This is a genomic window from Flavobacterium sp. XS2P24, assembly GCF_030010285.1.
GTDB classification, from domain to species: Bacteria; Bacteroidota; Bacteroidia; order Flavobacteriales; family Flavobacteriaceae; genus Flavobacterium; species Flavobacterium algoritolerans.
This window is the reverse complement of record NZ_JASCRU010000010.1, coordinates 82,222-102,060: the sequence shown is the minus strand read 5'-3', so window position 1 is coordinate 102,060 and position 19,839 is coordinate 82,222. Positions and strand designations below refer to the sequence as shown.

Sequence of the window (19,839 nt, the reverse complement as noted above, 5' to 3'; positions counted from 1 at the left end):
ATCAAAGTAAATTTGCAGCCTAAAAAAAGCGGCTTCTTAAAAGGCCTTATTTGAATTGTGGTATCGTGAAATTTGAAGATTATATTAGAAAAAAGAGGTTTTTTCACTGCCTGACGTTCCCGCGCTACACGCAGTTTGGGACTAAATTAAGCCCATTCTTCGGATTTGCCAAATTCTCACAAATACAAACCAATTTTTCCATTAAGCCAAATCCCCAAATTGCTTGTAGCGTGTGTTGTGTGAGGTTATTTTATGAGATTGGTCTAAAAGTAACACCGCCCAACCCATCTTCTTCGGCTTCAATAAATGTCAAGTTTAAATTTATAATATTTTCATATTTTAGAATTATTACGTGACCATTAACATCTTTATATCTTCTCTTATCTATTTGTTTTCTTTGAACATCTTTAATTATTAAAAAATCAAGATGTCCTTCTGTGGCTAATTGATAATCCACCAACATTCCATTATAAATAAAAACTTTTTCACCTACTGCAACTAAGGCATCAACATATGTAATATCTACATCTTCTACTGTGTTATTATTAAGCGAAATTTGGGAACGTTCAAAATTTATGAATTTTGCAGATAATACATAATGCCAAATATTTTTATATCTAAAAAATTCAATTCTAGAGTCTAAAGATTTTCGGATAAAGTAGTTTTTTAATTGATACCCAATAAAAAAGGATATCGAATTAATTATAAATTGAAATAATAAAATTTCATTTTGAAATTTACCAACTTTATCTACAGACTGAGCGAAAAGCTTATCATTTGAAGAAATTAAACCTATCAGTGTTGTTAAATTGTATATGTAACCAATATAAAGGATTATTGGTAAGGCTATTAGATATAAAATTATGCTTGGAATAAAAGTATTTACAAATAATTGAAAGAAATCTTTTATTGTGTATTGGTTTGAGAATTCTTCAGAAAAATAGCCTTTTCTAAAAGAAATTCCTGGAAGTAATAAAATAATAATTATTAAAGCTCCTAAAGCAATTTCCATCTATTCTGCTTTAGCTAATTCAATATGCTTTAACGTGTCATCGGATAATTTTACTGTCTATTTTTTTCCTTTAATAGACGCTCGTACAGCAGTTGCAACTGCTTTTGAATCAACACTATTTATTAGTATTTTGCCAAAAGGACTACCAACAGATACAGAAGAACCTGAAAATTTTCTAACAAATATGTTTTTTGAAGTTTTCGCCATTTTAAGTAAAGGTTTTATTATATCAAATATACAACAAATTCTATTCCAAACAGATTTTTCTTCTGTGCTCATTTTTTCGTGTTTTTAGCACGTTGGTTCTTTATAATCTCACACAACTTGTATATAGGCGCTACAAAATAGCGCATATACATCTCATTTTGGGTGGATAGGCGCTACTGTGTAGCGTATTACTTTCAAATATACACTTTAATTATTATCTTACAAATCATCAAATGGACTTTTTATTTGTTGGATACTTTTGGTACTCACATGGGTGTAAATTTCTGTAGTTTTACTGCTATTATGGCCTAGTAATTCTTGTATATAACGCAAATCGGTTCCGCTTTCTAGTAAATGAGTGGCGTAACTATATCTCAACCAATGTAGTGTAGCTGGTTTTGTAAGTTGGGCTTTATGTAATGCTTGTTTGAGTACTTGTTGTAAACTCCGACCATCATAAGGAACTCCTGCTACTTGCCCTTCAAACAAATATTTTTTTGGTTTATATAAGGAGTAGTATTCTCTTAGCATATCGAGTATTTTTTGGCTTAAGGGTACAATTCTATCTTTTTTTCCTTTTGCGTTTTTAAGTAATACAATATTCCTTTTTGAGTCAATATGAACGGGCTGAAGTGCTAATAATTCACCACAACGCAATCCACAACTGTAAATTAAACACAACATCATTTTATGTTTTATATTACTGTGTGCGTTCAAGATTAATTTTACTTCCTCTTTGCTCAATACGTTAGGTAATAGCTTTGCTCTCTTAGGCCGATGAATTGTATCGATGTCAATTTTGGTTCCTCTTACTGTCATAAAAAAAAGCTTTATTGCATTAACCGTTTGGTTCTGGTAGGAAGCCGAAAGGTTATTTTTTAATATATACTCGTTATTGTAGATAATTACATCCTCGTTATTGATTTCTGTAGCGGGTTTTTCTCGGTAGAAAACCAAGAATGATTTCAAAGATTCGCTATAGGTACCAATGGTGCTTTCACTATAGCGTTTAGAGCGAAGCCATTGCTTGAATTTCTCTATTTGGGCTATCCCCTCGGGTGAAGGAATCAAATTTGCAAATGGTTTTATCTTGAAACGTTCTCTGTTTTCGATTGTATCTGGGATGTGCCAAACCGTTTTTTGCTGGCTCCATCGTGCTCCTTCTATTTGTTTTATACGGGCAATCAGGTCTTGATTTTTTTCAAAATAAACGGCAATTCTATTCTCGCTATTGTGCTTTATCAGTTTTGCTGCCCAAATCATAATGTGTTGGTTTTGTGATTGAAAGATACTGATTTTTTTACAAATATTGTTTTGTTAAGCGAAAGGTTCTCATGGTAATGAGGCTTTTTTGCGTGAGGGATAAAAGTGGAAATCCTTTTATGAAGCGTAGCGGAATAAAAGATTAAAACGGATAGCCCGACCCCATTTTTCAGCGGGTCACGCCCAAAGTTTGAATTTTAGAAAGGGAATTGGAGTTTTTGTATTACTAATTTTTAAATAAAAAGGTAGTGGACTTTGCGAAAAACTTTGCGAACTTTACGGTCAAATAAATGAATATGAAAATAAATCCAAAAAACGGAATTGATAAACTCATTTTCGGAATGAAACAAAATGATGTTACCGCTATTTACGGGAAACCAGACAGGAATTACAAGGACGAGGATGATAATGTGATTTTTGCCTACAACAAACTAAAAATGCGTTTGACTTTCTATGTGGAGGAAGAATTCAAATTGGGTTATATCGTTGCTTCGAGTCCTGAAATGGAGTTGTTTGGTAATAAAATTATCAATAGAAAAATCAGTGATGTCAAAAAAGATTTGGTAGCCAAGGGAATCACTAAATTCACACAAGAGGAATTCGACACGTTTGAAAACTATTTCAATGAAGAAAACTGGATGATTTTTCAAACGGAATTTGATGAAGTGGTGAAATTTGAGATTGGTGCAATTATCAATCAAAAAGATGAATTTGACTGGAAATTTGGAAAGAAATAATTGAAATGCCGATAACACTGATAAAACGGATTAACACCGATTTCTATTGGTGGGTCAATACGCTTCCCAAATAAACTATAAAAATAAACCCGACAGATTTTGAAGTCTGTCGGGTTTTTTATTTGTGATTTTTTTGATTTACTGTTTTGGAGCTACTTGTTTTTCCAGCATTTCTAATTCGAAAACAAGTGTTGTATTAGGTGGTATAACGCTACCGGCGCCTCTTTCTCCATACGCCAGATTTGAGGGGATGAAAACGACTGCTTTGTCTCCAAAGGACATGTTCTCTAAACCTTCAATAAATCCTGGAATCATACCGTCTTTTTTTCCGGCTTCAAAAGGGAATGCCTGATATCCGTTTTGTGAGGCACGGTTTGCATCATATTTTCCGTAGTTTTTACAAACGTCTTCATAACTGCTGTCAAAAAGGGTTCCATCTTCAAAATAACCGGCATAGTGGAAATAAAATGTAGTTCCGTTAGCAGGTTTTACGCCTGTTCCTTTTTGTGTTATTTTGTATGCTAATCCTGATGGAGTAGTGGTTGCTGTTGCTTTTGTAGCGGCTAAATACGTTTTTTTTGCAGCTACTACTGGACCGTATTTTTCAGTGTATGCTTTTTTGGCTTCGGTTTCAATTGCAGCTTGTTTTGCTTTGTTTTCAGCGTTGATTGCATCCTGTTTCTTTTGATCTTCAGATTTATTGTTGAAATAATCCGAGAACACTTTTGGGGCATCAAATTTCTTGGCTAAAACGCCTTTTCTAACGATAGTAACTTTAGTAATCACATCATTTGCAGCAATAGAGTTCACCACATTCATTCCCTCAGTAACATGACCAAAAACAGTATGTTTACCGTCTAACCAAGGCGTTTCTTTATGGGTAATGAAAAACTGGCTTCCATTGGTAGTTGGTCCGGAATTAGCCATAGATAGTATACCTGGTTTGTTGTGTTTTAAGTCGGTAATTTCATCCTTGAACGCGTAACCCGGTCCACCAGACCCGTTTCCAGAGGGATCTCCTCCTTGAATCATGAAGTCTTTAATCACACGGTGAAACTTTAAACCATCAAAAAATGGTTTTCCTTTTAGTTTTTCATTGGTTACAAAAGTATTTTTACCTTCAGCAAGCGCAATAAAGTTAGCTACGGTAACCGGAGTTTTTTTGTATGCTAATTCAAGCACAATATCTCCTTTGTTTGTGGAAATTGTTGCAAAAATTCCTTCGATTACTGCTGGTGCTTTTACTACTGGTTTCACTGCTGGTTTCACAGCAGCTTTTGCTGTTGTCACAGGTTTTTTTACCGGAACAGTTTTCTTTGTAGTTTGAGAATGCAGGTTTAACATTCCCACAAATAATAAAAACAGAATTTTAAATTTCATTTTTTAAGTATTTTAAGGTCTAACTTTTTTAATCGGTTATTGTTGAGGCATTGTTTCCAATAATTCAATTTCGAAAATGATATTGGCACCCGGAGGAATTACTCCACCAGCTCCTGCTTCACCATATCCTAATCGAGATGGGATAAAAAGTATCGCTTTATCCCCAAAAGATAATTGCTCCAATCCTTCAATGAAACCAGGAATCATGCCATCCTTTCTTCCGAATTGAAAAGGGATGGGTTGGTACCCATTTTGAGCTGCTCTGTTTTCGTCGTATTTACCAAAAGTTTTAGAAACACTTTCTACACTGGCATCAAATAATTCTCCGTCTTCCAGAAAACCAGCATAGTGTATGAAAACATTGGTACCATTAGCAGGTTTTTTGCCGCCTCCTTTCTTAGTGATTACGTATTGCAATCCAGTAGGTGTTTTTGTTGCTTTTGCTTTTAAAGTAGCAAAATAAGCAATTTTTTGTTCGCGAACTTCTTTGTATTTAGCGTCGTAGATTTTTTTGTTTTCAGCATCAATCGCTGCTTTTTTCTTTTGATTTTCAGATTCTACTGAAAAATAATCATTGAATGTTTTTACGGCATTAAACTTTTTGGCCGCTTCACCGTTTCTGATGATGGTTACTTTAGTAATGTAATCATTTTGTACAATCTTGTTCACAACATCCATTCCTTTGTCTACCACATGACCAAAAATAGTATGCTTTCCGTCTAACCAAGGTGTTGCAAGATGCGTGATGAAAAACTGACTGCTGTTAGTTGTAGGTCCGTTATTGGCCATTGCCAAAACACCGCCTTTGTCAAATCTTAAATCTGAAAACTCGTCTTTAAATTTATAACCGGTATCTCCTGATCCTGTTCCTAAAGGATCTCCCGTTTGAATCATGAATTCCGGAATTACTCGGTGAAATTTTAATCCGTCAAAAAACGGTTTGCCTTTAAGTTTTTCATTGGTGACAAATTCATTTTTTCCTTCGGCTAAAGCCACATAGTTGGCAACGGTTATAGGTGCTTTTTCGAAATCTAATTGTACAATTATTTCCCCTTTATTGGTTTCTATTTTTGCATATAAACCATCAGGAAGATTGTTGTGCTCTTCTTTACAAGAGTAAAATGAAGCAATAACTAGGAATGCGAATAGGATCTTTTTTTTCATTTCTAAATTTAATTTTTATTGGGTTATAGTGTCTTTGGGTTTTATTACGGCTTTGGTTTCCTGCTTGGCAGGAGCAGGGATTGCTTTTAGTTGGGCTTCACTTTCTTTCTTATACACTGCTTCCGACTTGAAATCACGTAAAGTTACCGTGCAAATCAAAGGTTGATTGGTGCCAATTTTTTTGTCGTCACCATGATAGCCATATCCCATATTTGATGGGAAAAGGAAACTCACTTTTTCGTTTTTTCGCATTAATTTGATACCGTCACGCAATCCCATCATGATGTTTTGTTTGTCTACATAATAGATTTGAGGCCTTAATTCCAATTCAGAATAGATAACGGCACCTTTTAAATCTTTTATTTCGTAGTCAAAAAAAGCGACATCACCTTTTTTTGGAGTAAGGGAATCAATCTCATTTTTCGTCTCATAAGTATACCAATATCCTTTTTTGGAAGCGATATATTTTACATTGGGATTGCTTTTGATTAAAGCCTCAATCTCGGTTTCTTCACTGGCAACCAGTTTTTTATTGCGCGCGATTGATTTCTTCATAAAGCTTCCCGAAGTCTGTGAAATAGGCTTTCTGGCATCCTGATGCTGCTTACAGCTTGAAGCAATTATGGATAAAAAGAATCCAAATACGATTAACGTACTAAATTTTGACATCTATTATATTTTTAGCTTTGTTACTAAATCTTCAAATTTTCGAATCGTTTCTTCCATCGATACTTCTGATTTTCCACCGGCAGCATTACGATGTCCGCCACCATTGAAATGATCTCTGGCAAATTGATTGACATCAAAATCACCTTGTGAGCGGAATGAAATCTTGATGATTTTTTCTTCTTTATTTTCGATAAATATAGCAGTAAAAACGATTCCTTTTATACTTAATCCGTAGTTTACAATTCCTTCTGTATCGCCTTTTACATAATCAAAGGCATTTAACTCGTCTTGAGTAAGCGTAGTGTATGCGGTTTGATGTTCTGTTAAGACTTTCATGTTTTGAAGCGCTCTGCCCAATAACTGTAATCTTCCAAAAGAACTGTTGTCAAATAATAAGGTTGGAATCTCCGTATTTTGAACACCTAAATCAATTAATTCAGCAATAATTCGATGGGTTGTTCCAGTTGTTTTTGGAAAACGAAAAGAACCTGAATCAGTAAGAATTCCGGTATAAATACAAGTTCCTATAGTTTTATCGATATCCTCTTTTTTTCCAAGAAATAAAATGAAGTTGTAAATCATTTCACAAGTAGATCCAAACGAGGTGTCAGAATAGGTAAATGTGGCATAATCATCTGGTTTTTGATGATGATCAATCATGATAAATGGCGCTTTTAGCTTGGCTAAAACATGCTCCATTTCACCGGTTCGGTGTAAAGCATTGAAATCTAAAGTGAAAATAAGTTCCGCTTCTTCCAGTATTTTAGTGCAGTTTTCTTTATCTTTTTCGTATATTTTTACGGTTTCTGAGCCGGGCATCCACGCCAAAAAATCAGGAAATTCATTGGGAGAAACCACAACAGGTTGGTGATTGTTTTTTAATAAAAAATGATATAATCCTAAGGTAGAGCCCATAGCATCTCCATCAGGACCTCGGTGCGGGATTATTGCAATTTTTTTTGGAGTTGATAATAACAACTGAATCGCTTGAATGTCTTGTATTTTCATAGATTGCGAAATTACATTTTTTTAATGTAATGTTGAAATCATTTCTGTAATTAACAAACTTTTACAATGTCACAAAAGTTCCATTTTTTTTCTTCTTACTTTTTGATACAGATGGTATTTTGCTCCTTTTACTATTTGAGCATTATAAATCCCCACTGACCCCGAAGAAAAATATGCGATAATACAAGCAATGCCAATAAAAACACCACTTTCTATCCCAAAAAGTTCCATTCCCATGACCGTACAAGCAATAGGAGTGTGGGTTGCTCCCGAAAAAACGGCTACAAATCCCATTCCTGCTAAAAGTGCAATAGGTAAAGGAACTACAACCGATAAAGCGCTTCCCAGTGTAGCACCAACGAAAAATAGCGGAGTCACTTCGCCACCTTTGAATCCTGCTCCGAGCGTGAATCCTGTGAATAGTATTTTTAAAATAAAATCATACGAAGCATTTGGATTAGAAAAGGAATCAACAATCTCCGGAATTCCTAAGCCGATGTATTTTGTAGTTCCAATGCAGTAAATAACCACCGCAAGAATTATTCCTCCAACGAAAGGTCGAAGCGGAGGAAAGGATATGTTTTTTGAAAATAAATGACCCCAAAAATGAGTGCTTCGAGAAAATAACATGGCTGCTAAACCAAAAAGAATACTGACTGGAATTATCCAAAATAAGGTGGTAAAACTCATTTCGGGGATAATTGGAATACTATAATGGGTATGTTTTATGTGCCAAAACTCAACAGTGAAATAAGCGATGTATGCTGTCAAAAAGGACAATGGAATGCTTTTGTAACTGATTCTGCTAAAATAAAGAACCTCCAAAGCAAACAAGGCTCCAGCCAAAGGAGTTCCAAAAACGGAAGCAAAACCTGCACTTATTCCCAGAATGATTAATGTCTTTCTGTCGGTAGTATCAAGTTTATCTCTCGACTGCGCTCGAGATGATAGTCTTGTGAATTGATCGGCGATGGCACCACCCATTTGTACTGCGGTTCCTTCACGACCCGCTGAACCTCCAAAAAGATGCGTGATTAAGGTGCCAAAAAGTACTAAGGGAGCCATTTTTAAAGGAATTATTTTTTGAGGATTCTCGTATTCTTCCAGCAATAAATTATTGCCTTTAACTACAGATTTACCCCAATAATAATAGAGCAATCCTATTATCAGTCCGCCTATTGGCAAAAGCCAAATCATCCAGTTGTTGTGTTCCCTATATTTTGTAACCCAATCCAGTGCCACTAAAAAAAAGGCAGATGCCGATCCAGAAAAAATGCCTGTCAATACACAAATGAGAATCCATTTGAGTGTGACAAGCATTATTTTTTTAGTATTTTCTAAATTCATTACCTTAATTAAAGAAGTATTTTTTACAAAAGTATTATAATCCTTCCTGAATTAATGGTTTTTCAGAAGCTATAGCTGTAAATTCGATTTCAACTAAATATTCAGGTGCTACGAGTTGATTAATTCCGTAGAACCCAGTGGTTGGTTTTATGTCTTTAAAAAACTTGGCATGAGCAGTTGCAACAGCTTCAAATGTAGAAACGTCAGTAGTAAATATGCGGGTACGAATGACATCTTTCATGCTTACATTCAGGTCTTCCAGAACTTTTTCTACGCGCTCTAAAATGTTTAGTGTTTGGGCATGAGCATCGTCAGCTTTTACTTTTTCACCATCAACAATGGCTACCGTTCCTGATACTTCAATGATGTTTCCAATGCGTACTGCACGGCAATATCCCATTTTGTCTTCCCAAGGTGAACCTGTCAATATGTTTTCTCTTTTCATTTTAATTGTGTTTAGGTATTACTTACATTGTTTAAATGCAATTTTTGGTGTGGCATAATATTTGCAATTTATAAAAAATACTGAAATGAAAAACAGTAATTTTTAATTAAAAACTTCAATTTTTACTGAGAATTGTTAGAATATTTTAGGTTCTAAAAGGCAATAAATTTAAAAATTGAATGTTATAAATGAAAGTTAAATTATGCCATAATTAGTCATTTTATATGATTAGTTTTTTATTTTTAAAATTTTACAAGCACTGATAAATTAATCTAAAAAAGTTATGAAAAGGATTTTATTTTTAATGATTGCAATAAGTATGTCTTTAAGTGGATATGCTCAGAATGAATTTAGTTCAAAATTTACGCCTATTCCACTCAAAAATAATGCCCCTAAAATTAAAAAAGTAACTCCGCCAAAAGCAGAGATTCCTCCTATAAAGACTCCGAATGTATTTAAAAATCCAGAACTTTTAAACCCGAATCCGAATCCTTCACTTTCGATTACTCCGACCACTAATTTTTCAATGACTCCGAAAAATGAATTTATTAATCCGGGAGATGTTTACAGAGATAAATTAAACAAAAAGGAAGACAATTCTGAAGGTATCGTTTACAGAAAAAATCAAAATTTAGGAAATTTTACAACAAGTTCGCTTACTGCAAAAGTAAGATACAGAGATGCGGCTTATGTGGATGGCGATAAGATTCGTGTGTACTTGAATGATAAAGTCGTTGAATATCAAGTGAATTTAGACAGTAATTTCCAGGGTTTTGAAATAGTACTGGAAAAAGGATTCAACAAGATAGACTTTGAAGCCTTGAATCAAGGAAGTTCTGGTCCAAATACTGCTGAATTTCAGATTTATGATGACAATGGCGGTTTGATTTCGGCCAGTCAATGGAATCTTGGAACTGGTTTTAAAGCAACTATTATTGTTACAAAAGAATAATTTAGCACCGCTGATTTCTTAAAATGGATCAGCGGTAACTCTGAATTTCATATCAGATTTTACACTGATGTCTTGTGTTAAACTTTCTTTGATAACAGCTTTAGTTCTTATTTTGTAAGAAGATGCTTTGATGTATTTGTCTAATTTTTGAGAAGTACACGTTAGATTTATAGTATTTGAAGTCGAATTGATTTCATCTAAATAAGCCAATTCTATTTCGTCATTTGCATCTGTTGAAATGTATAAATGAATCGATTTTAAAAAACTGAATGACTTATTGCTTGGATCTGTGATGGTCAATTTCAACTCACTTAATTTTACATCTTTTACTAATTCAGCTTTGGTATTGTTGTTTTCAAAAGTGGAACTTGAATTTGTCGTGACATCTGGAGTTACCACATTAAATGCAGTACCAAGAGGAAATCCACTTTCAATTTTAAAAGTTGTTTGATTGTCTATTGAAAAAGTCAATAAATCATCAATCACATTACATGAAGTTATTAAAAGCAGTACAGTTACTATTGACACATAAATTTTTGTTCTCATTGAAATGTTGTTTTGTCTTAAATTATTTTTTTAGAATGTATAAGTTCACTTACGAAAATTATAGGATTCGGGTTTTTTTAGGATTATTTTAATTTGATTTTAGAGGAATAATCCAAGTGAGACAAATAAAAAGAATATTTTTCAAAAATCAATTTTTCAATTCAAAATATAAAAAGTATTTTTGCGCATGCAACACAACGTACTTATTTTAGATTTCGGATCGCAATATACACAGCTTATTGCGCGTAGAGTTCGCGAATTAAATATATTCTGCGAAATTTTCCCTTACAATCATTTTCCGAGTGATTTATCATCTTATAAAGCAGTAATTCTTGGAGGAAGCCCTTTTTCTGTTAGAGGAGAAGATGCGCCGCATCCTGATTTATCTCAAATTAGAGGAAAACTACCTTTGTTAGCCGTTTGTTACGGAGCACAATATTTATCTCATTTTAGTGGAGGTGAAGTAGCAGCTTCGAATACTAGGGAATATGGTAGAGCTAATTTGTCTTTCATAAAAGAGAATGAAGTTTTCTTTGAAGGTGTTTCAGAGAACAGCCAAGTTTGGATGAGCCATAGTGATAGTATTAAGGCATTACCAACTGATGGTGTGAAAATTGCAAGCACACATGATGTGGAATTTGCAGCGTATAGAATTGAAGGAGAAACCACTTATGCAATTCAATACCACCCTGAAGTTTTCCATTCTACGGATGGATCAAAAATGCTGGAAAACTTTTTAGTGAAAATTGCAGAAGTTCCTCAAAATTTTACACCAAATGCTTTTGTTGAAGAAATGGTGGCAGAATTAAAAGAAAAATTACAAGACGATAAAGTAGTTCTTGGTCTTTCTGGTGGAGTAGATTCTACAGTAGCGGCAGTTTTATTGCATCAAGCTATTGGGAAAAACTTGTACTGTATTTTTGTAAATAATGGGTTGCTTCGTAAAAACGAATTCCAAAACGTATTAGATCAATACAAAGGAATGGGTTTAAACGTAAAAGGAGTAGATGCCGGAGATCGTTTCTTATCTGAATTAGCAGGTGTAAGTGACCCGGAAACCAAACGTAAAATTATTGGACGTGTATTTATCGAGGTTTTCGATGATGAATCACACCTTATAGAAGATGTAAAATGGTTAGCACAAGGAACAATTTATCCTGACGTTATTGAATCAGTTTCGGTAAAAGGACCTTCGGCGACTATTAAATCACACCATAATGTAGGAGGTTTGCCTGATTACATGAAATTAAAAATTGTGGAGCCTTTGCGTATGCTTTTTAAAGATGAAGTGCGCAGAGTAGGAGCTTCATTAGGAATTGACCCAGAATTATTAGGAAGACACCCTTTCCCAGGACCAGGATTGTCTATTAGAATTTTAGGAGATATCACGCCGGAGAAAGTTAGAATTTTACAAGAAGTAGATTCTGTTTTTATCGAAGGATTGAAATCTTGGGGATTATACGACAAAGTTTGGCAGGCAGGAGCAATTTTGCTTCCGGTTAATAGTGTAGGTGTAATGGGCGATGAGCGTACTTATGAAAAAGTGATTGCGCTTCGTGCAGTAGAATCTACGGATGGTATGACCGCTGACTGGGTACATTTACCGTATGATTTCTTGATGAAAGTATCTAATGATATCATCAATAAAGTAAAAGGAGTCAATAGAGTGGTGTATGACATTAGTTCAAAACCGCCAGCAACTATTGAGTGGGAATAATAATTTAGATTGTAATCTAATCTTTTGAACATCATTGTTTTTAATGTTCTCTATAAAACGGTATCAGATTTTTGGAATAAAATTTGATACCGTTCCGTTATTAATTATTGAATAATTTTATAAATAAAAATGATGAAATATTTTTTTGCGATTTGTATAACGGTTTTGTTTTTTAATTACAGCGTTTTTTCACAAGAAAAAACGACTACGCACAAAGTAGAGAAAGGAGAGACAATCAGTCAGATTGCAATAAAATACAGCGTTACTCCGTATGATATTTACCAATTAAATCCAGATGCACTAAGTGGTTTAAAACCCAATAGTGTTTTGCTGATTCCAAAAAGCAACGGGAGACAAAAAGTAGCGGTTCAAACTAAGTCAGTTGGGAAAACGGTAACCCATGAAGTAGCACCAAAAGAAACCTTGTATGGAATCGAAAAAAAATATGGTGTTTCTGACGAAGCGTTAAAACAAGCAAATCCTTTTTTGGAAAAAGATGGATTGCAAATTGGTCAAACCCTTACTATTCCTTCTGGCATTGGACAAAAAAATACTACTCCAGTGCAAACAAAAGTAGTGTATCATGATGTTCTTCCAAAAGAAACCAAATATTCTATTGCCAAGAAATATGGCATTACCATTGAAGAATTAGAGAAAAAAAATCCTGAAATAGTTTCGAATTTGCCTGTTGGGTATAAATTAGTTATCAAAGGAAATGCTCCAAAAGTGGATAAAACTGCACCGGCGGTTGAAGCTAAAAAAGAAATTGTAAAAGCCAGTCCCGAAAAAGTTTCTACTGCAGTCAATTATTTAAATTATACGGTAAAACCAAAAGAAACACTTTATAGTTTGTCAAAAATGGCAGGAATGAGTCAAGAAGGATTAATTGCTCTTAATCCTGCTTTGTCTCAAGGTGTTGTGGAAGGTATGATTTTGAAATTTCCGGCAACGATTAATATCCCACAAGAAACTAAAAAAGAATACGCTGTAATCTCAAAGAAAAGTAACGGTAGAAAGAAATTAGTGCTGCTTTTGCCTTTCAATATTTCAAAAATTGAAGGAGATACGGTCAATTCGACTGCAATGCGCTTGAAAAAAGACAAGTTCTTGAACATGACTTTAGATTTTTATGCAGGAGCTTTGGTGGCGATTGATTCTGCTAAACAACTCGGACTTGCTATAGATGTGAGTATTTTTGATTCTCAAGAAACTAAAAATACCTCTAATGTTGCTGGAATAATCAAAGAAAATAATCTCGAAAATTCAGATGCTATCATTGGACCTTTCTATCAAAATAATGTGGAGAGAACAGCTGAACTATTAAATGCAAATCAAGTGCCGGTGATTTCTCCTTTATCAAAAGATACAGGTAATTCGTTTAGCAATATGCTTCAAACGATTCCTACTGCCACAGCAGTTAAAAATGCGATGTTCGATTTCATGAGAGCAAAAAATGGGAATATTATAGCGGTAGTGGATAAGAAAAAAGAATCGGTTATTCAGTATATTAAAGAGAATCATAAAGATGTAAAATTTTCAACGCTTACTGCAAATGGTGGTGTATCTGCTGAAAATTTGAAAAGTTTATTTGTAAAAGACAGAATAAACTATGTGGTGATGGAAACTGGAAACACCGGAATGATTAAATCAACAATGGCGACTATGTTAGGTGCTATGGCTGCTTATAAAGTGCAATTGGTTATTTTGGAACCAAATGAAACATTAGATACTGATGAGATTAGTTTTGTGAATTTAACAAAATTGAAATTAATGTATCCTTCTGTTACTCGTGAAAACGAATCTCCTGAAGCTTTAGTTTTCGAAAAAGAATTTAAAAAGAAAAACAAAATTTATCCTAGTGCATTTGCAACTCGAGGTTTTGATATTACTTTTGATACCATGATGCGATTGTCACAAGACAAGAAATATCAAGAAACGATTGAAACTACAGCTACGGAGCAAGTAGATAATAAGTTCGAATTTTACAAAAAAGAAGATGGTGGCTATATTAATAAAGGAGTGTATATCTTATATTATGACACTGATTTAACTATAAAACAAGCAAACTAATGACATCAAAAGTGACATATTTAGGGGATTTAAGAACCTCTTCCATTCATTTACAATCAGGAAATGAAATTATTTCAGATGCTCCAGTAGACAATAATGGAAAAGGCGAGGCTTTTTCTCCAACGGATACCGTAGCCAATGCTTTGGCAAGTTGTATGATGACGGTTATGGGGATAAAAGCACGTGATTTAGATGTTGATTTGAAAGGCTCCACTGCTGAAGTTACTAAAATCATGAATGCCGAACCAAGACGCATCGGTGCAATCGAAATTACTTTTGAAATGTATGGAGAAGCGGATCAAAAGAATAAAACTATTTTGGAAAGAGTTGCCATGACTTGTCCTGTTTTTCTGAGTTTAAATAGTGAAATCGAAAAGCGTATTATTTTTAACTGGAAATAAAGAGGTTTGAGGAGCAAGAGGTAAGAAACAAGAAGTATTAATAGTTCTTGTTTCTTATCTCTTGCTTCTTTTTTATTAAAAAAATGGATCAAAATCAAAAACAACTCATCAAACTTGCTCATACTAAAATGCCTTTTGGTAAATACGAAGGAAAGTATCTTATTGACTTGCCTGAATATTATGTGGTTTGGTACAGCAATAAAGGATTTCCGAAAGGCGAGTTAGGGCAGCAGCTTCAACTGATTTATGAACTAAAATTGAACGGATTAGAGGAATTGATACGAAATATTAAAAAAAGATACCCGAAACCACTTTAATTTATGAATTCAATAATGTTCTGAATTTTAAATTAGAACGTTTACCAATTCTTAAATTTCCAAATTATCTCATTTTCAAATTAGCTTTTTCTCAATTTATAATTGTATTTTTGCCAAGTTTTTTACACAACTACAACACAAACAACAACAGAATGAATCAAACGAAATATATTTTTGTCACTGGCGGTGTGACTTCTTCTCTGGGGAAAGGAATCATAGCAGCATCATTGGCAAAATTGTTACAAGCCAGAGGGTATCGTACAACTATCCAAAAGTTTGACCCTTATATTAATGTAGATCCAGGAACATTAAATCCTTATGAACATGGGGAATGTTATGTTACTGATGATGGAGCAGAAACAGATTTAGATTTAGGACATTACGAGCGTTTCTTGAATGTTCCTACTTCTCAGGCGAATAATGTTACTACTGGAAGAATTTATCTTTCGGTTATTGAAAAAGAAAGAAGAGGAGAATTTCTTGGTAAAACGGTACAAGTTGTACCTCATATTACCAATGAAATTAAAGATAGAATGCAATTGCTTGGTAAATCAGGTGATTATGATATTGTAATTACGGAGATTGGTGGAACGGTAGGAGATATTGAATCTTTGCCTTACATAGAATCCGTTCGTCAATTGGTTTGGGAATTAGGGGAACACAACGGAATTGTGATTCATCTTACTTTGGTACCTTATTTGGCTGCTGCAGGAGAATTAAAGACTAAACCAACGCAACATTCCGTTAAAACTTTGATGGAAAGCGGTATTAAAGCGGACATTTTAGTTTGTAGAACAGAGCATGAAATTTCTGAAGAATTAAGAAATAAATTGGCCTTATTCTGTAATGTAAAAAGAGAAGCTGTTATTCAGTCTATTGATGCTTCGACTATTTATGAAGTACCAAATTTAATGTTGGAAGAAGGACTTGATGTAGTTGCATTAAAGAAATTAGATTTACCTAAAAAAGCGGCTCCGGATTTGAAGAACTGGAATACTTTTTTACGCAGATTGAAACATCCAAAGCATACAGTAAACATCGGTTTGATTGGTAAATATGTAGAAATGCAAGATTGTTACAAATCTATTTTGGAAGCATTCATTCACTCAGGTGCAGCAAATGAAACCAAAGTTAATGTGATTTCTATTCATTCAGAACATATTGACGCAACAAACATAAACGAGAAATTAGCCGGTTTAGACGGAATTCTTGTTGCTCCTGGTTTTGGAGAAAGAGGAATTGAAGGAAAAATCGAAGCAGTTCGTTATGCCCGTGAAAATAAAGTGCCGTTTTTCGGAATTTGTTTGGGTATGCAAATGGCAATTATCGAATATTCAAGAAATATTGTAGGCTATGCTGATGCAAATTCTACTGAAATGAACGAGCATACTTCCCATCCGGTTGTAAACCTTATGGAAGAGCAAAAAACGATTACTGATAAGGGAGGAACAATGCGTCTTGGTGCATGGAAATGTGATATCAAACAAGATTCATTGGCATATAAAATTTACGGAAAAGAGACTATTTCGGAACGTCACCGTCACCGTTATGAGTACAACAGTAATTATGTAGCGCAATTGCAAAATGCAGGATTAATAGCTTCGGGTGTGAATCCAGATACAGGATTGGTTGAGATTATAGAAATAGAAAATCATCCATTTTTCATTGGGGTACAATACCATCCGGAATACAAAAGTACGGTAGCGAATCCGCATCCTATTTTTGTGAATTTTGTAGCAGCAGCGGTTCAGGCAAAGAAAAAATAACTGGAAATGATTTGGTTCCAATAAACGGTACACTTTAAACTTTTAAACTTTTTTTAATTATAATGGAACAAAAAAAATTTGATCTCAATTCGATTATAGGTTTTGCATTAATTTTTGGTATTTTGGTTTGGATTATGTACCAAAATCAGCCAGATCCTAAAGTGGTTGCCGCTGAGAAAGCCCAAAAAGAGTTTGCAATTAAGCAGGCTAAAGCCAAAGAATTAGAGGCGAAAACTGTTGCAAAAGCTACTATTGCCGTTGCAGCGACTGGAGATTCTACACAATTGGCCCAATTGCAAAAAACATTAGGGAATTTTGCTTATTCTGCTACGCTTCCTTCAGCTACAGCTGGTTTTACAACTATTGAAAACGAATTGGTTAAATTAAAAATTGCCAATAAAGGGGGATTTATTGTTGAAGCTACTTTGAAAAAGTTTGAAAAATTCAAGAAAGGTTCTGGGCAATTAGTTGAATTGATAAAAGACAATAATGCTAATTTAAATGTACAATTGCTAACCAGCGATAACCGTACTTTAAATTCTAAAGACTTGTATTTTGAGCCTACTTTGACAAAAGTTGGAGCAGATCAAGTGTTGTCCATGAAATTAAAAGCGGGAGCTAATGAATTCTTGGAATACAAATACATATTAAAACCAAACGATTACATGATTGGTTTTGATATTCGTTCTCAAGGATTGAACAAAGTTTTAAATACAGCTAAACCGTTGGATTTAGAATGGAACTTGAAAACCTTTAGAAATGAGAAAAGTGTATCTTACGAAAACCGTTATACTGAAATTTATTTTGAGCATAAAGAAGGAAAAGTTGATTACGCTGGTTTAGGTCAATCAGAAGAATCAGGTCTTGAAAAAGCAACTTTCGTAGCTTTCAAACAGCACTTTTTCTCAACGATACTATTGTCAAAAACTCCTTTCGAAACAGCTAAAGTGAAGTCTGATAATTTGGTAAAAGATGATAAAATCGATACCACTTTTACGAAACAATTTAAAGCAAATATCCCATTAGCTTTTGAAAATGGAGAATTAGATCATAAAATGAGTTGGTACTTTGGTCCAACAGATTACAAGACTTTAAGTCATTATGATAAAAATTTAGAAAAAATCATCTCATTAGGTTGGGGAATTTTCGGATGGATCAATAAAATTATTTTTATTCCATTATTCGGATTTTTAAGTACTTATATAGCTTATGGAATTGCTATTATTATTTTTACAATAATTATAAAATTAGCAATGTCGCCTATTACATTCAAATCTTTCTTGTCACAAGCCAAGATGAAAGTATTGCGACCTGAGATTACAGAATTGGGAGAAAAATTCAAAAAAGACCCAATGAAGAAACAACAGGAAACTATGAAATTGTACAATAAAGCAGGAGTAAATCCTATGGCAGGATGTATTCCAGCCTTGATTCAGCTTCCTTTTATGTATGCCTCGTTTCAGTTTTTTCCATCAGCTTTTGAATTAAGACAAAAGAGCTTCCTTTGGGCAGATGATTTATCTTCTTTTGATGAAATAATACGTTTGCCTTTCTATATTCCTTTTTACGGAAATCACATCAGTTTGTTTCCAGTGCTTGCTTCGATTGCTATTTTCTTCTATATGAAAATGACTTCTGGTGACCAACAAATGGCGGCTCCGCAACAAGAAGGAATGCCGGATATGGCGAAGATGATGAAAATCATGATTTATGTATCGCCAATCATGATGTTGTTTTTCTTTAATAGTTATGGTGCGGGATTGAGTTTGTATAACTTTATTTCCAATCTAATTACTATTGGGATTATGATTGTCATCAAAAGATACTTTATCGATAGTGATAAGATTCATGCTCAAATTCAAGAAAATAAATTGAAAGAGCCGAAAAAACAAGGTAAATTCCAGAAAAAATTGCAGGAAGTTATGGAACAAGCCGAAGCTCAAAAAGCACAACAAAAGAAAAAGTAATAAATAAAAAAATCTCGATATATTTCGGGATTTTTTTATTTACATATAATTTAAGCGATCCAAATTCGTTATTATAAAAAAGTAATTATGAAGACATTTTGTAAAAAAGGACTGTTAGTTTTAATGTTTTTGAATGTGTTCTCTTTTTATGTACAAACAGATTTCAATAAGCTAGATGATAAAGGGAAAAAGCACGGAGTATGGAAAGGGTTTTATGAGGAATCAAAAAGACCCAGATATGAAGGGACTTTTGATCACGGAAAAGAAATTGGAGTTTTTAATTTTTACGATGATACCAAAGCTAAATCCATAATTGCCACAAGGGAATTTAATGCAAAAGACAATTCAGCGTATACCATTTTCTATGACCAGAATAAGAATAAAGTAAGTGAGGGTAAAGTGGTTAATAAATTATTTGAAGGACAATGGAAGTACTACCATCAAGCTTCAAAAAATATTATGACTACAGAAAATTACGTAAATGGTAAGCTGGAAGGTTTGCGTACCGTTTTTTATATCAGTGGAAAGATAGCAGAAGAAATCAGTTATAAAAATAATTTGAAAAACGGTTTTTATAAAAAATATACTGAAAAAGGAATTTTATTGGAAGAGTCAATTTTTAAGAATAACATCTATAGCGGTTTAGCAATTTTTAGTGATACAAATGGGAATGTAGTTTCTAAAGGACAGTTTGTAAATGGTAAAAAATCCGGAATTTGGCAGTTTTTTGAAAAAGGGAAATTAGTAAAAGAAACGAATATGAGTTTTCCGGAGAATGCAACAAAATCCAAAAATAATTAACTTTATAGTTAACAAATACTGTTGTAAATCTTTTGTAACTTTGCATCCTTGTAAAATTATAATTTTTTGA

19 protein-coding genes are annotated in these 19,839 nt (G+C 33.7%); 9 read left to right on the top strand and 10 right to left on the bottom strand.

The window, feature by feature from the left end; genetic code table 11:
- Positions 1 to 250: 250 nt before the first annotated feature.
- The 3 genes from QLS31_RS09135 to QLS31_RS09125 all read right to left on the bottom strand — a co-directional run bounded on the left by QLS31_RS09135 (position 251) and on the right by QLS31_RS09125 (position 2,482).
- Complete coding sequence (locus tag QLS31_RS09135) at positions 251 to 1,012, bottom strand: hypothetical protein (RefSeq protein ID WP_282743601.1); 762 nt, start codon at positions 1,010 to 1,012, stop codon at positions 251 to 253.
- A gap of 57 nt (positions 1,013 to 1,069) precedes the next feature.
- On the bottom strand, positions 1,070 to 1,291 hold the full coding sequence (locus QLS31_RS09130) for a hypothetical protein (protein ID WP_282743600.1): 222 nt from the start codon (positions 1,289 to 1,291) through the stop codon (positions 1,070 to 1,072).
- A gap of 147 nt (positions 1,292 to 1,438) precedes the next feature.
- Positions 1,439 to 2,482 (bottom strand): site-specific integrase, encoded by a 1,044-nt coding sequence (locus QLS31_RS09125; RefSeq protein WP_282743599.1) that lies wholly within the window; start codon positions 2,480 to 2,482, stop codon positions 1,439 to 1,441.
- Between the two features lie 296 nt (positions 2,483 to 2,778).
- Here QLS31_RS09125 and QLS31_RS09120 point away from each other — a divergent pair, with 296 nt between their 5' ends.
- A complete protein-coding gene (locus QLS31_RS09120) occupies positions 2,779 to 3,219 on the top strand; it encodes a hypothetical protein (protein ID WP_282743598.1) in 441 nt (146 codons plus the stop codon).
- 138 nt (positions 3,220 to 3,357) lie between these two features.
- On the opposite strand, the gene QLS31_RS09115 is transcribed toward QLS31_RS09120, so the two are convergent.
- The 6 genes from QLS31_RS09115 to QLS31_RS09090 form a co-directional block, all read right to left on the bottom strand.
- Entirely contained in the window at positions 3,358 to 4,599 is a 1,242-nt protein-coding gene (locus QLS31_RS09115) for a peptidylprolyl isomerase (protein ID WP_282743597.1), read from the bottom strand.
- A gap of 36 nt (positions 4,600 to 4,635) precedes the next feature.
- Entirely contained in the window at positions 4,636 to 5,763 is a 1,128-nt protein-coding gene (locus QLS31_RS09110) for a peptidylprolyl isomerase (RefSeq protein WP_282743596.1), read from the bottom strand.
- Between the two features lie 15 nt (positions 5,764 to 5,778).
- On the bottom strand, positions 5,779 to 6,432 hold the full coding sequence (gldI, locus tag QLS31_RS09105; RefSeq protein ID WP_282743594.1) for a gliding motility-associated peptidyl-prolyl isomerase GldI: 654 nt from the start codon (positions 6,430 to 6,432) through the stop codon (positions 5,779 to 5,781).
- Positions 6,433 to 6,435: 3 nt separating this feature from the next.
- Positions 6,436 to 7,440, bottom strand: coding sequence for a bifunctional oligoribonuclease/PAP phosphatase NrnA (locus QLS31_RS09100; RefSeq protein ID WP_282743593.1), 1,005 nt, complete (start codon positions 7,438 to 7,440; stop codon positions 6,436 to 6,438).
- A 69-nt stretch (positions 7,441 to 7,509) separates the two neighbouring features.
- The gene (locus tag QLS31_RS09095) at positions 7,510 to 8,787 is read right to left on the bottom strand and encodes a voltage-gated chloride channel family protein (RefSeq protein ID WP_282743592.1); all 1,278 of its coding nucleotides are present in this window, start codon (positions 8,785 to 8,787) and stop codon (positions 7,510 to 7,512) included.
- 34 nt (positions 8,788 to 8,821) lie between these two features.
- Entirely contained in the window at positions 8,822 to 9,232 is a 411-nt protein-coding gene (locus QLS31_RS09090) for a RidA family protein (protein WP_099714710.1), read from the bottom strand.
- Positions 9,233 to 9,515: 283 nt separating this feature from the next.
- Between QLS31_RS09090 and QLS31_RS09085 the strand changes: the two genes are divergently transcribed.
- Entirely contained in the window at positions 9,516 to 10,184 is a 669-nt protein-coding gene (locus tag QLS31_RS09085; RefSeq protein ID WP_282743591.1) for a hypothetical protein, read from the top strand.
- An 18-nt stretch (positions 10,185 to 10,202) separates the two neighbouring features.
- On the opposite strand, the gene QLS31_RS09080 is transcribed toward QLS31_RS09085, so the two are convergent.
- A complete protein-coding gene (locus QLS31_RS09080) occupies positions 10,203 to 10,730 on the bottom strand; it encodes a hypothetical protein (RefSeq protein WP_099714712.1) in 528 nt (175 codons plus the stop codon).
- A gap of 187 nt (positions 10,731 to 10,917) precedes the next feature.
- Between QLS31_RS09080 and guaA the strand changes: the two genes are divergently transcribed.
- The 7 genes from guaA (at position 10,918) to QLS31_RS09045 (ending at position 19,769) form a co-directional block, all read left to right on the top strand.
- Positions 10,918 to 12,447 carry a glutamine-hydrolyzing GMP synthase gene (guaA, locus tag QLS31_RS09075; RefSeq protein WP_282715929.1) on the top strand — a complete coding sequence of 510 codons (1,530 nt, stop codon included), beginning with the start codon at positions 10,918 to 10,920 and terminating at the stop codon, positions 12,445 to 12,447.
- Between the two features lie 129 nt (positions 12,448 to 12,576).
- Positions 12,577 to 14,517, top strand: coding sequence for a LysM peptidoglycan-binding domain-containing protein (locus QLS31_RS09070; RefSeq protein WP_282743590.1), 1,941 nt, complete (start codon positions 12,577 to 12,579; stop codon positions 14,515 to 14,517).
- Complete coding sequence (locus QLS31_RS09065; protein WP_282743589.1) at positions 14,517 to 14,918, top strand: OsmC family protein; 402 nt, start codon at positions 14,517 to 14,519, stop codon at positions 14,916 to 14,918. Before QLS31_RS09070 ends, QLS31_RS09065 begins: the two co-directional genes overlap by 1 nt.
- 83 nt (positions 14,919 to 15,001) lie before the next feature.
- Positions 15,002 to 15,235: a DUF3820 family protein gene (locus QLS31_RS09060; RefSeq protein ID WP_099714715.1), complete on the top strand. Its 234-nt coding sequence runs from the start codon at positions 15,002 to 15,004 to the stop codon at positions 15,233 to 15,235.
- Positions 15,236 to 15,387: 152 nt separating this feature from the next.
- Entirely contained in the window at positions 15,388 to 17,001 is a 1,614-nt protein-coding gene (locus tag QLS31_RS09055; RefSeq protein WP_099714716.1) for a CTP synthase, read from the top strand.
- 62 nt (positions 17,002 to 17,063) lie between these two features.
- The gene (gene yidC, locus QLS31_RS09050; RefSeq protein WP_282743588.1) at positions 17,064 to 18,968 is read left to right on the top strand and encodes a membrane protein insertase YidC; all 1,905 of its coding nucleotides are present in this window, start codon (positions 17,064 to 17,066) and stop codon (positions 18,966 to 18,968) included.
- Positions 18,969 to 19,055: 87 nt separating this feature from the next.
- Positions 19,056 to 19,769, top strand: coding sequence for a hypothetical protein (locus QLS31_RS09045; protein WP_282743587.1), 714 nt, complete (start codon positions 19,056 to 19,058; stop codon positions 19,767 to 19,769).
- The last annotated feature ends 70 nt before the right edge of the window (positions 19,770 to 19,839 follow it).

What these genes read in the sequence shown, in the direction of transcription:
- QLS31_RS09135 (WP_282743601.1), bottom strand. Translation starts at nt 1,012, where the DNA reads ATGGAAATTGCTTTAGGAGCTTTAATAATTATTATTTTATTACTTCCA.
- QLS31_RS09130 (WP_282743600.1), bottom strand. Translation starts at nt 1,291, where the DNA reads ATGAGCACAGAAGAAAAATCTGTTTGGAATAGAATTTGTTGTATATTT.
- QLS31_RS09125 (WP_282743599.1), bottom strand. Translation starts at nt 2,482, where the DNA reads ATGATTTGGGCAGCAAAACTGATAAAGCACAATAGCGAGAATAGAATT.
- QLS31_RS09120 (WP_282743598.1), top strand. Translation starts at nt 2,779, where the DNA reads ATGAAAATAAATCCAAAAAACGGAATTGATAAACTCATTTTCGGAATG.
- QLS31_RS09115 (WP_282743597.1), bottom strand. Translation starts at nt 4,599, where the DNA reads ATGAAATTTAAAATTCTGTTTTTATTATTTGTGGGAATGTTAAACCTG.
- QLS31_RS09110 (WP_282743596.1), bottom strand. Translation starts at nt 5,763, where the DNA reads ATGAAAAAAAAGATCCTATTCGCATTCCTAGTTATTGCTTCATTTTAC.
- gldI (WP_282743594.1), bottom strand. Translation starts at nt 6,432, where the DNA reads ATGTCAAAATTTAGTACGTTAATCGTATTTGGATTCTTTTTATCCATA.
- QLS31_RS09100 (WP_282743593.1), bottom strand. Translation starts at nt 7,440, where the DNA reads ATGAAAATACAAGACATTCAAGCGATTCAGTTGTTATTATCAACTCCA.
- QLS31_RS09095 (WP_282743592.1), bottom strand. Translation starts at nt 8,787, where the DNA reads ATGAATTTAGAAAATACTAAAAAAATAATGCTTGTCACACTCAAATGG.
- QLS31_RS09090 (WP_099714710.1), bottom strand. Translation starts at nt 9,232, where the DNA reads ATGAAAAGAGAAAACATATTGACAGGTTCACCTTGGGAAGACAAAATG.
- QLS31_RS09085 (WP_282743591.1), top strand. Translation starts at nt 9,516, where the DNA reads ATGAAAAGGATTTTATTTTTAATGATTGCAATAAGTATGTCTTTAAGT.
- QLS31_RS09080 (WP_099714712.1), bottom strand. Translation starts at nt 10,730, where the DNA reads ATGAGAACAAAAATTTATGTGTCAATAGTAACTGTACTGCTTTTAATA.
- guaA (WP_282715929.1), top strand. Translation starts at nt 10,918, where the DNA reads ATGCAACACAACGTACTTATTTTAGATTTCGGATCGCAATATACACAG.
- QLS31_RS09070 (WP_282743590.1), top strand. Translation starts at nt 12,577, where the DNA reads ATGATGAAATATTTTTTTGCGATTTGTATAACGGTTTTGTTTTTTAAT.
- QLS31_RS09065 (WP_282743589.1), top strand. Translation starts at nt 14,517, where the DNA reads ATGACATCAAAAGTGACATATTTAGGGGATTTAAGAACCTCTTCCATT.
- QLS31_RS09060 (WP_099714715.1), top strand. Translation starts at nt 15,002, where the DNA reads ATGGATCAAAATCAAAAACAACTCATCAAACTTGCTCATACTAAAATG.
- QLS31_RS09055 (WP_099714716.1), top strand. Translation starts at nt 15,388, where the DNA reads ATGAATCAAACGAAATATATTTTTGTCACTGGCGGTGTGACTTCTTCT.
- yidC (WP_282743588.1), top strand. Translation starts at nt 17,064, where the DNA reads ATGGAACAAAAAAAATTTGATCTCAATTCGATTATAGGTTTTGCATTA.
- QLS31_RS09045 (WP_282743587.1), top strand. Translation starts at nt 19,056, where the DNA reads ATGAAGACATTTTGTAAAAAAGGACTGTTAGTTTTAATGTTTTTGAAT.